Source organism: Pseudomonadota bacterium (assembly GCA_039193195.1).
GTDB lineage: Bacteria > Pseudomonadota > Gammaproteobacteria > Steroidobacterales > JBCBZW01 > JBCBZW01.
This window is the reverse complement of the sequence record JBCCWS010000015.1, coordinates 82,405-95,576: the sequence shown is the minus strand read 5'-3', so window position 1 is coordinate 95,576 and position 13,172 is coordinate 82,405. Positions and strand designations below refer to the sequence as shown.

Annotated in this window: 10 protein-coding genes; 3 read left to right on the top strand and 7 right to left on the bottom strand. The window is 67.0% G+C overall.

Features of this window, described 5'->3' with window-relative positions:
- Nucleotides 1–9 precede the first annotated feature (9 nt).
- The 7 genes from uca to atzF all read right to left on the bottom strand — a co-directional run bounded on the left by uca (nucleotide 10) and on the right by atzF (nucleotide 9,646).
- Entirely contained in the window at nucleotides 10–3,573 is a 3,564-nt protein-coding gene (gene uca, locus AAGA68_13905) for an urea carboxylase (protein ID MEM9386154.1), read from the bottom strand.
- 11 nt (nucleotides 3,574–3,584) lie between these two features.
- On the bottom strand, nucleotides 3,585–4,217 hold the full coding sequence (locus tag AAGA68_13900; GenBank protein MEM9386153.1) for an urea amidolyase associated protein UAAP2: 633 nt from the start codon (nucleotides 4,215–4,217) through the stop codon (nucleotides 3,585–3,587).
- On the bottom strand, nucleotides 4,214–4,975 hold the full coding sequence (locus AAGA68_13895) for an urea amidolyase associated protein UAAP1 (GenBank protein ID MEM9386152.1): 762 nt from the start codon (nucleotides 4,973–4,975) through the stop codon (nucleotides 4,214–4,216). Before AAGA68_13895 ends, AAGA68_13900 begins: the two co-directional genes overlap by 4 nt.
- Before the next feature lie 14 nt (nucleotides 4,976–4,989).
- Complete coding sequence (locus AAGA68_13890; protein ID MEM9386151.1) at nucleotides 4,990–5,745, bottom strand: ABC transporter ATP-binding protein; 756 nt, start codon at nucleotides 5,743–5,745, stop codon at nucleotides 4,990–4,992.
- The gene (locus tag AAGA68_13885) at nucleotides 5,742–6,575 is read right to left on the bottom strand and encodes an ABC transporter permease subunit (GenBank protein MEM9386150.1); all 834 of its coding nucleotides are present in this window, start codon (nucleotides 6,573–6,575) and stop codon (nucleotides 5,742–5,744) included. The genes AAGA68_13890 and AAGA68_13885 overlap by 4 nt, the downstream gene beginning before the upstream one ends.
- 21 nt (nucleotides 6,576–6,596) lie before the next feature.
- Nucleotides 6,597–7,694 carry a putative urea ABC transporter substrate-binding protein gene (locus tag AAGA68_13880; GenBank protein MEM9386149.1) on the bottom strand — a complete coding sequence of 366 codons (1,098 nt, stop codon included), beginning with the start codon at nucleotides 7,692–7,694 and terminating at the stop codon, nucleotides 6,597–6,599.
- A 233-nt stretch (nucleotides 7,695–7,927) separates the two neighbouring features.
- Nucleotides 7,928–9,646 carry an allophanate hydrolase gene (gene atzF, locus AAGA68_13875; protein MEM9386148.1) on the bottom strand — a complete coding sequence of 573 codons (1,719 nt, stop codon included), beginning with the start codon at nucleotides 9,644–9,646 and terminating at the stop codon, nucleotides 7,928–7,930.
- Nucleotides 9,647–9,750: 104 nt separating this feature from the next.
- Between atzF and AAGA68_13870 the strand changes: the two genes are divergently transcribed.
- From AAGA68_13870 to AAGA68_13860, 3 genes are all read left to right on the top strand, one after another.
- Nucleotides 9,751–10,350: a hypothetical protein gene (locus AAGA68_13870; GenBank protein ID MEM9386147.1), complete on the top strand. Its 600-nt coding sequence runs from the start codon at nucleotides 9,751–9,753 to the stop codon at nucleotides 10,348–10,350.
- 77 nt (nucleotides 10,351–10,427) lie between these two features.
- Complete coding sequence (locus AAGA68_13865) at nucleotides 10,428–10,895, top strand: (2Fe-2S)-binding protein (protein ID MEM9386146.1); 468 nt, start codon at nucleotides 10,428–10,430, stop codon at nucleotides 10,893–10,895.
- A gap of 1 nt (nucleotide 10,896) precedes the next feature.
- Nucleotides 10,897–13,167: a molybdopterin cofactor-binding domain-containing protein gene (locus AAGA68_13860; GenBank protein MEM9386145.1), complete on the top strand. Its 2,271-nt coding sequence runs from the start codon at nucleotides 10,897–10,899 to the stop codon at nucleotides 13,165–13,167.
- Nucleotides 13,168–13,172 lie beyond the last annotated feature (5 nt).

Sequence of the window (13,172 nt, the reverse complement as noted above, 5' to 3'; positions counted from 1 at the left end):
CGCCATCGCCTAGGGATTCTGGGTTACCAAGGCCACGGCCTGGCCCGCATCAACCTGTGTGCCGGCTTCGGCCAGGAGCTCGCTGAGCACGCCGGCCACCGGCGTCGACACGGCGATCTCGGTCTTCATGGATTCGACGATCATCACCGTCTCGTCGGCGTCCACGCGGTCACCCTGCGCTTTGAGCACCTTCCACACGGCGCCCATCACCGGGGATGCGATCGCGGTGCCGTCCATATCCGACTCATTCAGGGGCGAGGCTGCGGGGGGTGGCGCACTCTCGGCGGGGTCGTAGCCCTGCTTCGCCCAACGCGCGCGTTCGGCGTCGAAGGCAGTTTGCTGGGTGTGACGGAAGCACTCGATCGCCTCGCTGTGCTCTCGCAGGAAGGACCCATGCTCCGCCAGGCGGAACGCCGTGTCCTCGATGCGCAGGGGCAGGCGGCCAAGGGGGAAGTCTCGCCGCATCTCCATCAGCTCCTCGTGGGTAACTTCGAAGAAGCGCAGCTGATCGAAGGTGCGTAGAAGCCAGGGTTGGACGAAGGGCGCGATGCCCGCGCGGTAGTGGTTCCACACCTGCACCGTGCGGCCGACGAACTGGTAGCCGCCCGGGCCTTCCATTCCGTAGATGCACAGGTACGCGCCGCCGATGCCGACGGCGTTCTCCGGCGTCCAGGTGCGGGCCGGGTTGTACTTGGTGGTGACCAGGCGGTGGCGTGGATCGATGGGGGTAGCCACGGGGGCCCCGAGGTAGACATCGCCTAGACCTAGCACTAGGTAGCTGGCGTCGTAAACGATGCGCTTGACCTCGTCTTCGTCGCGAAGGCCGTTGATGCGGCGAATGAACTCGATGTTGCGCGGACACCAGGGAGCATCGGCGCGCACGGTACGTGCGTAACGCGCCGTGTCTTCTTGCGTATCGGGGTCATCCCAGGCGAGGGGCAGGTGGACGATGCGGCTCGCCACCTCTAGGGAGGCGCCATCTCCCTGCGCATCAAGGCCATCTTGAAGCAGGGTCAGAATCTGGTCTCGATCTGTCTGGGGCTCCACGCGCAGCTGCAGGGAGCGCACGCCGGGGGTCAGCTCCAGCACGGCCGGGTCTGCGCGTTCGCTCAACCAACGACTGAGCGCTTCCACCCTTACTCGTTCGGCGAGGTCGAGTTCGGGGGCGCCGAACTCCAGCAGGAGGAAGCTGTCACCGGCGGCGCGCAGCACCACATCGCGTTCGCTGTCGCGCGCCAGGATCACCTCATCCGCGCTCTCGCGCCATCCTAGCGCGGGCGAGTGATCCATCGCCTCTGGCTCAGCGAGGGCAGTGCGCGCTTGGGCCAAGCCGATGGGGGCAAAGCGCACGCGGTCGCCGGGTCGCAGCTGACCGAGTTTCCAACGATCCGCGGCGGCGATCGCCGCCGGGCTCACGAAGCCGCCGAGGCTGGGTCCGTCGGGTCCCAGCACGATTGGCATGTCGCCGGTGAAGTCGATGGCGCCGAAGGCGTAGGCGTTGTCGTGCACGTTGGACGGGTGCAGGCCCGCGTCGCCGCCATCCGCGCGCGTCCACTCGGGCGTTGGGCCCTGCAGGCGAATTCCCGTGCGCGAGGAGTGGTAGTGCACGGTCCACTCGGTAGCGTAGAAGGTATCGAGGTAGGCGTCGGTCAGAAAGTCCGGCGCAAGCAGGGGCCCCTGCACTACGCGCAAGGTGGTGCGCTCGCCGAGCGGGGCGGCAGGTGGAGGGGCTGGGAAGGGTGGCGCCTTTGCTTCCCCGAGGGGCAGCACGTCGCCCGCGCGTAGTGCGCGACCAGCATGGCCACCGAAGGCACCGAGGTCGAAGGTGGCGGCGCTGCCCAGCGTGGTTGGCACGTCGATGCCGCCCGCCACGGCGATGTACGTGCGCATGCCCTCCCCGTCGGTGGCGATGGCGCCCACGCGCAGCTGTTGCTCAGCGCGCACGGCGACCATGGTGTCATGGGGTACTGGTGCACCGTCGACGGTGGCCACCGTGCGTGCCCCGCACAGGGCGATGTAGCCATCGTGGGAGAAGCGCAGGATGGGGCCCTCGGCCAGGCATTCCAGGCCGGAGGCGTTGTTGGCGTTCCCGACCAGTGCGTTGGCGCGCGCTAGGGAGCGGGTGTCGAAGGCGCCGGAGGGCGGCACGCCAACGTGCCAGTAGCCCAGGCGCCCTTTCACGTCTTGCACGGTGCTGGCCGTGCCCGGCGCGAGCACTTCCAGGCTGCGTGGCGCGCTGCGCACGCTAGCGGCGCTGGCCGTGGTGTGACGTTCAGCGACGAACTCGTCGAGATCCAGGGAAGCGATCAGATACGATAGGTTGGTTTGGATGCCGTCGATGCGCGTGGCGCTCAGGTGCTCGCGCAGACGCTTGCGGGCGGCTTCGCGATCCTCCCCCAGGGCGAGGATCTTGACCAACAGCGGGTCAAACTCCGCTGGCACCGTCACGCCAGCGCGCGCCCAGCCGTCCACCCGCACCTCACCATTGCTGGACGGCGGGAGCTGCATGCCCGTGATTAGTCCCGGGGCCGGGCGAAAACCGCGGGCCGGATCTTCGGCGTAGACTCGCGCTTGAATCGCCGCGCCGCGCACCTGCGGCGGGTGCAGGAACTCGCCCTCGCCGGCGCCAACTCGCAGCATCCACTCGACGAGATCGACTCCGGTGACCAGTTCGGTCACGCCGTGCTCTACCTGCAGGCGCGCGTTGACCTCCAGGAAGTAGACGGCCTCGCGGTCGCGGTCGTAGAGAAACTCGACGGTGCCCGCGGAGCGGTAGGCGACGTGTGCCATGAGGCGCTGAGCCGCCGCGTGCATGGCGCTGCGCACGGGCGCCGGCAGGGCGGGCGCCGGGGCTTCCTCGATCACCTTCTGGTTGCGCCGCTGAAGCGAACAATCACGATCGCCGAGCACCACGACCTGACCCACTCCGTCGCCGAATACCTGCACTTCCACGTGTCGGGCGACCGTGACCTGGCGCTCGAGGAACACGCGAGTATCGCCAAAGCTGCTCGCGGCCTGGCCTTGCACGATCTCGTAGGCGTCGCGCAGGGCTTGCGCATCCGCGCAGGGGCGCATGCCGATGCCGCCACCGCCGGCGCTGCTCTTGAGCATCACCGGCCAGCCGATCTGCTCGGCGGCGACGAGCGCATCCTCGACGCTCCCGAGCAGGGCAGAGCCGGCGAGCAGGGGCACCTCGGCCTCGATGGCGATCTCGCGCGCTTCGTGCTTGAGACCGAAGCACTCGATCTGACGGGGCGTCGGGCCGAGGAACACGATCCCTGCCGCTTCGACGGCCTGCGCGAAGGCGGCGTTCTCCGATAGGAATCCGTAGCCGGGGTGGATCGCGTCGACCTCGTGTGCGCGCGCGATCTGGATCAGCCGGTCACCGTTGAGGTAGGTGGCGAGCGCGCTGCCTTCGCCGAGGCACACGGCGCGGTCCGCCGCGCCCACGTGAGATGAGGCGCGGTCCGCTTCGGCGAACACCGCCACGCTCTCGATTCCCATCGTGCGCAGGGTGCGCTGAATCCGCGTGGCGATAGCGCCGCGGTTGGCGATCAGTACCCGTCGCAACATGGGGTCGCCTGCTAGTCCGCGCTCGCGCCGTCGTAGACGACGAACTCGATGGGCGTGGGGTTGAAGCCGCTGCAGGGGTTGTTCAGCTGCGGGCAGTTGGAGAGCAGCACCAGCACGTTCATCTGCGCCCGCATCTCCACGTAGTGGCCGGGGCCGCTGATGCCGTCCTCGAAGGTGAGGCCGCCCTGCGGCGTGATGGGCACGTTCATGAAGAAGTTGACGTTGGCCGTAAGGTCGCGCTTGGTGAGATCGTCGTGGTCCGAGAGCATGGCGATGAGAAAGCTATCGCGGCAGTTGTGCATGAACTTCTTGCTGTGCGCGTAGCGCACGGTGTTGCTCTCTGAAGCGCAGGCGCCTCCCAACGTATCGTGGCGCCCCACCGTGTCGGCGAGGATCGTGAGCATGGGGCGGTTTTCCGTCGACAAGAGGGTGGAGCCGGTGGTGAGGTACACGTTGCGTTGGGCGCGGATCGTGTCTACGGCGGAGTAGCGCTCGATGGGGTCGTCGGCGTTGAAGAAGAAGGCATCGACCGCCTCATTGCCGAGCGTATCGATGATGCGGCAGATCTGCCCGGCGCGCACGGGCGCGAGCAGTGGCGCGCCCGCGCGCACGGTAGTGCTGGAGATCGGTGTTGCTGCGTTCATGCTTGCGGCCCCTGCGGTGTTTGGGCAAACCATGCCTCAGTGTTTTCGTAACCGCGGACGTTCTCCGGTCGGGAGTGGCGGCAAGGGTCGTCAGGGCCCGCTGGGCCGGTCCAGTGCACGGACAGGGCGACCGCTCCCTGCGGATACTGCGCGTAGGGGGCGAGCGGATGGGGCGCGGTGGACAGCACTACCAGGCAGTGCATCTCCGCGCGCAGGTCGACGGTGGCGTGCGCCTGCTGGCTCTCAGGATCGAAGCTCATGTTGCCCGCCTCGTCCGTGAGGATGCGGCTGAAGAAGTTGATGTTCGGGACGAGGTCGCGGCGCGACAGGCCCCAGCGACCAAGCTCCATCAGCAGGCCGTCGCGGCCGTTGCGGTAGTAGTCGTTGCGTACGGTCTGAAAGTCCGCCTCGCCGTACTGTTCGGTGATCATCTCGGCGGTGGTGGTGCCGCAGAAAGCGTCGTGGTGACCGAAGTTGTCGTAGGGGATCGACAGCAAGACGCGGCCCATGTCGGAGTACAGCACCAGGGGCGAGCCGAGGCGCGAGACGTGTTGCGCCTTCAGCGTGTCCGCCATGTTGTAGCGCTCGCTCTTCTCGTCGTGATTTACCGCCAGCAACCCCACGTTGGCGTCGCCCGAGAGGTCCACCAAGCGCAAGGTGTAGCCACGGCGCAGCAGCAGCGAGTGGTGGCAGCCAGCGGGTAAGGTCTCCGTCAGCACCGGCGCTGCGAGGGACGGTGGAGGACTGGTATCGGGCATGGCGATAGCTTCCTTCAGTTGGATGCAAAGCGTTGCGCGCTCGGCACGGCACGTTCGCGGCGAAGGGGAATGTCGTAGGTGATGCGGGCGCCTACGGAAGGGGCGCCGCTCTCGGATTGCGTATCCAGCACGAGCAGGCGCGTGCCCAGCTTGAAGGCCTCCCGCAGATCGTGGGTGACCATGACCACGGTCATGCCCCGGCTCTGCCACAGCCCGATGAGCAGCTCATGCATGCTGGTGCGGTTGCCGGGATCGAGGGCCGCGAAGGGTTCGTCCAGGAGCAGCAGTGGGGGTTCGCGGGCGATGGCCTGGGCCAGGGCGAGCCGCTGCTGCATACCGCCAGAGAGTTGGTTGGGGTAGCGCTTGGCCGCCGCGGTCAGGCCGACGCGGTCGAGGAGCTCGTCCGCCTGCCTGCGGATCTGCGCGCGGCGAGCACCAAAGCACAGACCGAACAGGGGATCACCGTCGCGCAGCTCGAGCCCCAAGCGCACGTTTTCAGCCACCGTCAGGTGGCGGAACACGGAGTAGCGCTGGTAGACGATGCCGCGCATCGGGTCGGGCTCCGCCGCCAGGGGCTTGCCGTTTAGCAGGATCCGCCCGCGGGTCGGGCGCTCCTGTCCGAGGAGCATCTTTAAAAGCGTGCTCTTGCCGCAGCCGCTGGCGCCGACGAGGGTGCAGAAGTCACCTGCCTCGAGGGCGAAATCGAGGCCGTTCAACACCACCGTGTCGCCGTAGGCCTTCACCAACCCTTCGAGCACGAGGGCGCTCATGGGGTCGTGTCCTTGAGCTGCTGGGCCGTGTGCCAGGGAAAAAGTGCATGTGTCAGGGCGCGCAGAGACGCGTCTGTGAGCCAGGCCAGCAGGGTGATCCAGACCACGTAGGGCAGGATGATGTCCATGGCGAGGTAGCGACGCACCAAGAAAATTCGATAGCCAAGCCCCTCAGTGCTCGCGATCGCCTCGGCGGCGATGAGGAACAGCCAGGCGGCGCCTAGAGACAGGCGGATCGCATCGAGCAGGCGCGGCAGCATCTGCGGCAGCACGATACGCCAGATGATGCGCCAGCTCCCGGCGCCGAGGGTCTGGGCCTTGATCAGCTCTTCGATGGGCAGCTCGCGGATGCGGGCCTCGATGTCGCGGGCGATAAAGGGTGCCACGCCAATGGCGATGAGGGTGATCTTCGACGGCTCGTCCATGCCGAGGGCGATGAACAAGATCGGTAGCAAGGCGAGGGGAGGTACCATGGCGAGGGCGGCGAGGAACGGTGAGACGGCCGCGCGCAGCAAGGGCAGCAGGCCCGCCGCCCCGCCGAGGAGCAGGCCCGCCGTTGCCCCGGAACCCACGCCCAGGGCGACGCGCTTCAGGCTCGCCAGCGTATCTGTCCAGAACAGGTAGGCCCCGGAGCGTTGGTCGGGCGTGAACGCCATGCGGTGAAACGCATCGCCCATGGCGGCGAAGGAAGGCAGTAGGCGGTCTTGGGGATTCTCTGCCAGGCGCATGCTCGAGGCCGTTTGATAGGCGAGCAAAGTCAGCACGAAGGGCAGCACGGCCAGCGCGATCGACAGCGCACGACCCGGTCGGCGATTGATCAGACGGCTCATCAGCCTCGGCCAGCGGTCAGATCAGCGGCTCGCCGCTGCCGTGCTCTCCTGCTCTTGCGACTGGCGCATGAAGTGGTCCGTAAAGCGCAGTTGCACGTTGCTGGTATCGCCCCACACGGCACCGTCGGCGAACTCGATGCCGACAAAGCCGGCGTTGGGCGCCATCGGCCCCAGGAGCCCCTTGCTGAAGGAGAACTCGGCCACGCGCTGCATGGTCTGCTTGGGCGTAGCGCTGGTGACGAAGGCCAAGCCGTCAGCGGGCTGTTGGAACATGAAGGTGGTGTCGAGCTGGCGGTCGAAGCTCGCGAGGTTGGTGCCGGCAGCGGAGGCCATGTGACCGCGCACGGCGGCTTGCTTCGCCTCGTCGTACATGAGGGCGATGGTCTCGTACCAAGCGCCCGCCAGGGCGTAGCCGAACTCCGGGTGCGTCGCGAGCACGTCGGTCTTCGCCACGGTCAGATCGAGGATCTCGCCGGGGATCTGGCTCGAGTCGAACACCGCGTTGGCTTCCGGCAAGGCTTTGATCTCCGCCAGCATCGGATTCCAGGTCACCAGCGCCGGCACTTGCGTGCCCACCCAGGCGCTCACCATGTCCGCATCGGCCGTGTTCACTACGGTGATATCCCGTTCGCTCATGTCCACCGAGTCGAGGGCGCGGGCCAGCAGGTAGTGCGATACGGACAGTTCGACCAGGTTCACGCGTTGGCCGCGGATGCTCCTTAAATCGGCGGAGTCGCGCACCACGACGCCGTCGTTGCCGTTCGAGTAGTCGCCCACGATCACGGCGGTCGTGTCCACGCCGCTGGCGGCGGCGATGGTGAGGATGTCCATGTTGGTCACGGTGACCGCATCGAACTGGCCCGCCGTGTACTGGTTGACCGACTCGATGTAATCGTTCACCTGCACCACGTCGATGGCGATGCCGTAGCGATCGGCCCAGCGATCGACGATGCCCTTGGCGTGTGCGTAGTCCCACGGCATCCACCCCACGTAGATAGACCAGGCCAGGGTGAAGGTTGGCTTCTTGTCGGCGGCCTCGGCCGTGCCGAGGGTGAGGCAAACCAGTAAGGCGAAGGCGATTCGCGGTAGCGCGGGGATGGGAAAGGTGCGATCTAGCATTGGCTCTTCCGTTGAGTGCATTTGGTGCACACCTCTAAGTCGCGTGCACTGATTTGGTGCCGGCGCGAACTCGCCAGGAGATCGTCGTGCCTGCGTGGTGTGCCGCGACAACCCGCTACCACGCCCGCCTCGACGTTGTCTGCGGGTGCTGCCGGTGAAAGTGCAGGTTCCGTGCCACGCAGGCCGTCAGCCACACGCCGCGACGCTCGGGTGCAACGCGTGGCCTGAACGCCCTAGCGAGCGGCCAGCCAGTGGCGCCAGCCGCCGTGACCAGTGATGTCTTGCGCGCCCTCCTCGCAGCCGGCCGCACCGATGAAACCCACGTACTCGCGGTCGTCGTCGAGGCGTACCTGGCCCAGGCCCAGCGGCGAGGGAATCTGTTGCAGGAAGCTGCCGATCGTCTGTGCCGGGAGGTCCCAGAGTTCCACCTCTATGCTCGCGTCGCTCTCGGGGTCGGCGATCAAGGCTGGCCGTTCGGGCGGTCCGCCGGGCAGGGCCAAAAGCCGGTACCCAGAGGCCGTGCGACAGGTGCGTAGGCGTCGTCCGCCGCGGCTGCGGATCTGGTGGTTCAGGGGCAAGCCGTCCATGTGTGCGCCGGCCAACACCAGCGGGTAGCCGCGCGCGGCGCGCCAGGATTCGCCGCGGAATCGGGCGGCCAGTTCCAGCAGCGCATGGTCGCTGCCAGCGCCAGCGAACAAGGTGATACCGAAGGGAAGCGTTGACGGGGTGGATGGCGGCACGGGCACGGCGATTGCCGCGTAGTCGAGTAGGTTCATGAAGTTGGTAAAGCGCCCCAGCGCCGTGTTCACCGCGACCGGCTCCGCAAGCACCTCATCCACCGTGGGGAAGCGATCGGCCGTGGGCACCATGATCGCGTCGACCTCGCGGAGGATCGCGTCGGCCGCTGTTCCCTTCGCCCGCAGGGCATCGAATCCACGGAACGTGGCCAACGCATCGAAGCGGCTGGCGTTGGCGATAATGCTAGCGGTGACGGGGTGCACGTCATCCGGGTGCTCTGCAATGAACTCGCCCACGGCCACCGCTCGCTCGGCCACCCAGGGACCCTCGTAGAGCAGGGCGCCAGCGTCCACGAACGGAGTGATGTCTACGGGCACTACCGTGCAGCCGATAGCGCCGAGGCGGTCACAGGCCTCGCGGAAGGCCTGCGGTCCCCACTGCGGCGAGGCGAAGGCGAGCTGATCATCGAGGGGTACGCCGATCGTGGGCGGATTCGGGAACATGTGGGGTGTTAGCGTGCGGCACATCGGATCCGTGTCATCAGGGCCAGCTAGCGTATGCAATAGCTGAGCCGCATCCGCGACTGTGTGAGTAAAGGTCGTGATGCAATCGAGTGATCGGCAGGCGGGTACCACCCCGGTGGTAGGTAGCAGCCCGCGGCTGGGCTTTAGGCCGACTAGGCCGTGAAAGGCGGCGGGAATGCGGCCCGAGCCTGCAGTGTCCGTGCCGAGGGCAAAGTCCGCCTCGCCGAGGGTCACGGCCACAGCGGATCCGGCGCTAGAGCCGCCGGAAATGCGCGTCGGGTCGATGGCGTTTCGGCACACGCCATAGGGGCTGCGCGTGCCTACGAGGCCTGTCGCGAACTGATCTAAGTTGCTCTTGCCAAGGGGCGTGGCGCCGGCGTTCAGCAGGCGCTCCACCACGGTGGCCGAGCGTTGTGGCGTGTACGCGTAGGCTGGACAGGCCGCCGTGGTGGGGACGCCGGTTAGGTCGATGTTGTCTTTGATCGCGAAGGTCAGGCCCGCCAGGGGCCCGTCGTCGCCTGCCGGATGATCGCGCCGGATGGCCTCAGACTCTGCGGGTGTCAGGCGCGTGATCCAATGCTGATGCGATCCGTGGCGCTCGCTCAGGCTCGCCAGGGCTTGCAGCCGCGACCCAAGTAGCTGCGTGGACGCACGGACGGCCTCGAAAGACTCACCGATGATCTTCCCCATCTGCTCTCCTCGGTTCGCTTGTCACGTTACTTGCATGAGGGGCAAGCAAGGAAGATGCCGACCGCTGGCGTGTAGGCGATCTGCTAACGATTTCAGGAGGACTCATGGCGATACGACGGATCTTGCAAGTCAGTGGCGTACTGCTGCTGGTGGCGCTGTTGCCGACGGCGGCGTCGGCGGCCGAATCGGCGGTGGCAGATGCGGTGGCCGACAAGCGCCTGGCCCGCGCCGAAGGCATGATCGATGCGTTCTACTCATTCGAGCCGAAGCGCTTGGCACCTTTCCTAGAGGATGCGGGCGAGTACGCCAAGCGTCTCATGTACTACCAGGGCTGGGCCGAGGGCGGAAACTACAAGATCGTGCGCCGCGCACCGTGTGCCGTGGTGGACTCGCCCCAGGTGATCGCCTGCCCGATCACCGTGCAGGACGATCCGGTCATGGCCCTCGGCATGACGTTCAAGGTCACGGACACCTTCACGCTTACCTTCGACGGCCTGAAGATCGCGAAAGTCGCGACCAGCTCCGACGACAAGCCCCTCTACCATCAGGCCCGCGAATGGGTGGTGGAGAACATGCCGCAGATCATGGAAGGCCCGTGCAAGGGATTTTTCGCCGGCGGCGCCACGCCCGGGGAGTGCGCGCAGGCCATGACCAAAGGCTACGCCAGCTTTGCGGCGAGCGAAGACTTTCCCGGGTTGGACTGAGCAGGCGGCTAGATCCAAGCCCACCCCAAGCGCGCTAGACTTGCGCTGACGACCAACGCAACACGAGGACAAGGCCCATGTCCGAGACCACCCTCACCGTCAACGGAAAGACCCGTACCGTTGACGCCGACGACGCCATGCCGCTGCTTTGGTACCTGCGCGATGAGCTTGAGCTGACCGGCACCAAGTTCGGCTGCGGCATGGGCCTGTGCGGTGCCTGCACCGTGCACCTCGATGGCCGCGCAACGCGAGCCTGCCAAACGCCCGTGAGCGCTGCCGTGGGTAAGGAGGTCACCACCGTCGAAGGCCTCTCGCCCGATGGCACCCATCCGCTGCAGCAGGCGTGGCTCGAGCAACGCGTGCCTCAGTGTGGGTACTGCCAAGCCGGTCAGCTGATGACCGCCGCGGACTTCCTCGCCCGCAACCCGGACCCGAGCGATGAGGAGATCGACCAGGCCATGGCAGGTAACATCTGCCGTTGCGGCACTTACCTGCGCATTCGCAAGGCCGTGCGCAGCGCTGCCGACAAGATGGGGGAGCGCTGACATGGCGAGAGGAGAACTCGAAGCACTGCTCGGTGACGCCCTGCCTGGCGCAAGTCTACGTACGGCACCCCCAACGCCTAGTCTCGCAGGAGGCCTAGCCCTTACGATAGGTAAGCCGACCCGTCGCCAATTCTTGCAAGCCTCTGGCCTGGCACTCGGCGGCTTGACCCTCGGCCTGTCCGCGCCCAAGCAGGCCTCAGCCGCCGCCGCGAGCGCCGAGCGCGACGGCTTCCACCCCAATGCCTGGCTGCACATAGCGCAGAACGGTGACACCACCTTGTGGTGCGGCCGCTGCGAGATGGGTCAGGGCATCAGCACGGCCCTGCCTGCCGCCGTGGCCGACGAGCTCGAGGCCGATTGGACACGCGTCACCGTGCTCCAGGGCGACGGCGACAAGGCCAAGTACGGCCCGCAGAACACGGGCGGTTCGCGCAGTATCAATCTCATGCTCGAGCCGATGCGCAAGGCCGGCGCGGCCGGCCGCGAGATGCTGGTGGCCGCGGCCGCCACGGCTTGGGCGCTGCCCGCCGCGGATTGCTACGCGCAGCAACACACGGTGCGCAATCGTCGCGACGATCGCATGCTGACCTACGGGGAGCTGGCCGCCGTGGCCGCCACCCTGCCCGTGCCGGAGGAGCCAACGCTCAAGTCGCCCGCCGAGTACCGCTACATCGGCAAGTCCCTGCCGCGCCACGACCAACGCGCAATCGTCACCGGCACGCGCACCTATGGTGCGGATGTGAAGCTCCCCGGTATGAAGTACGCGGCGATCCGCCACGTGCCGGTCATGGGCGCCACGGTGAGGTCCGTCGATAGATCCGCGGTCGAGGGCCTGAAGGGGGTGACCAAGGTGGTGGAGATTCCGCGCTTCGCCCACGCCTACGGGTCCCTTGGTGGCGTGGCTGTGGTCGCCGATAACACGTGGATTGCTCAGCAGGCAGTGGCCAAGCTGCAGATCGAGTGGGACCGCGGCCCCCACGGCGACTACGACACGCAGGCCTACAAGGCGATGCTGGTCAAGCATGTGGAAGCACCGGGCGAAGTCGCCTTCACCCGCGGTGAGGTGGACGATGCCCTCGAGGGCGCCGTCGTGCGCCACGCCAACACTTACGTTGGCGGACACCTTTCCCACTCGCCCATGGAGCCGATGGCGAGCGCCGCCTGGGTGACGGAGGATCGCTGTGAGATCTGGGCGTCGACTCAGGATCCGCAGGGCGTGCAGGAGGCGATAGGCAAGTTCCTCGAGCGGCCCCCGCAGGACATCATCGTCCACGTGATGGCCTCGGGCGGCGCTTTCGGTCGCAAGTACAAGTGTGACTACGTGCAGGAGGCGGTGACTCTGTCCCGCGCGGTTGGCGCGCCCGTGCAGCTCACCTGGACCCGCGAAGAGGATACGCGCACGGGCTACTACCATTCCTGCAGCGCCCAGCACATCGAAGCCGGCCTAGATGCGCAAGGCAACGTGGTGGGCTGGTTGCACCGGGCGGCCTTCCCGCCGATTCCCTCTACCTTCAATCCGCAGGTCACCCGCCCGGGCGAGCGCGACCTCGGTCGCATCATCGGTCATCCCTTCGGCATCGCCAACGTGCGTATCGAATCGGGCGAGGCGCCGGCCCACACGCGCATCGGCTGGTACCGCGCGGTGTACGACATCTTCTGGGCGCACGCCATCAATATTTTCGTCGACGAACTCGCCGAGAAGGCACAGACGGACACCTTGGACTTGCTAAGGGGCCTGTATCGCAATTCATCCGACCCGAAGACCCAGGCGCAAGCCGCGCGCTCCCTGGCCGTGCTGGAGCAGGCATCGTCCATGGGCGACTGGGGCCGCGAGCTGCCGGCGGGCGAAGGCCTCGGCATCGCCGTGCATCACAGCTACGAAAGCTACACGGCGATGGTGGTGCACGTGGCGCTTGAAGACGGACGGGTGCGCGTGAAGCGTGTGGACTGTGCCGTCGACTGCGGCATGGTCTTGAACCCGGACATCGCCACGGCGCAGATGGAAGGCGCGGTGATCATGGGGCTTGGCCTCGCCCTGGAGACGGAGGTGAGCTTCCGCGAGGGCGCGGTGGTGAACTCCAACTTCCACGACTACCGCGTGCTGCGCATCAGCGATGCGCCGCCGCAGATCAACGTGGCGTTCATCGGCCAGGAGCATCGCTCCACGGGGCTTGGGGAGCCGGGTGTGCCGACATTCGCGCCCGCCCTAGCCAACGCGATCTACGCCGCGGGCGGCGAGCGCCATCGCGCCTTGCCGATGACTCAAGTCTAGGCCAC

Bases quoted from the DNA above. Each gene is read 5' to 3' on its own strand.
- uca (MEM9386154.1), bottom strand. From the start codon at position 3,573: ATGTTGCGACGGGTACTGATCGCCAACCGCGGCGCTATCGCCACGCGG.
- AAGA68_13900 (MEM9386153.1), bottom strand. From the start codon at position 4,217: ATGAACGCAGCAACACCGATCTCCAGCACTACCGTGCGCGCGGGCGCG.
- AAGA68_13895 (MEM9386152.1), bottom strand. From the start codon at position 4,975: ATGCCCGATACCAGTCCTCCACCGTCCCTCGCAGCGCCGGTGCTGACG.
- AAGA68_13890 (MEM9386151.1), bottom strand. From the start codon at position 5,745: ATGAGCGCCCTCGTGCTCGAAGGGTTGGTGAAGGCCTACGGCGACACG.
- AAGA68_13885 (MEM9386150.1), bottom strand. From the start codon at position 6,575: ATGAGCCGTCTGATCAATCGCCGACCGGGTCGTGCGCTGTCGATCGCG.
- AAGA68_13880 (MEM9386149.1), bottom strand. From the start codon at position 7,694: ATGCTAGATCGCACCTTTCCCATCCCCGCGCTACCGCGAATCGCCTTC.
- atzF (MEM9386148.1), bottom strand. From the start codon at position 9,646: ATGGGGAAGATCATCGGTGAGTCTTTCGAGGCCGTCCGTGCGTCCACG.
- AAGA68_13870 (MEM9386147.1), top strand. From the start codon at position 9,751: ATGGCGATACGACGGATCTTGCAAGTCAGTGGCGTACTGCTGCTGGTG.
- AAGA68_13865 (MEM9386146.1), top strand. From the start codon at position 10,428: ATGTCCGAGACCACCCTCACCGTCAACGGAAAGACCCGTACCGTTGAC.
- AAGA68_13860 (MEM9386145.1), top strand. From the start codon at position 10,897: ATGGCGAGAGGAGAACTCGAAGCACTGCTCGGTGACGCCCTGCCTGGC.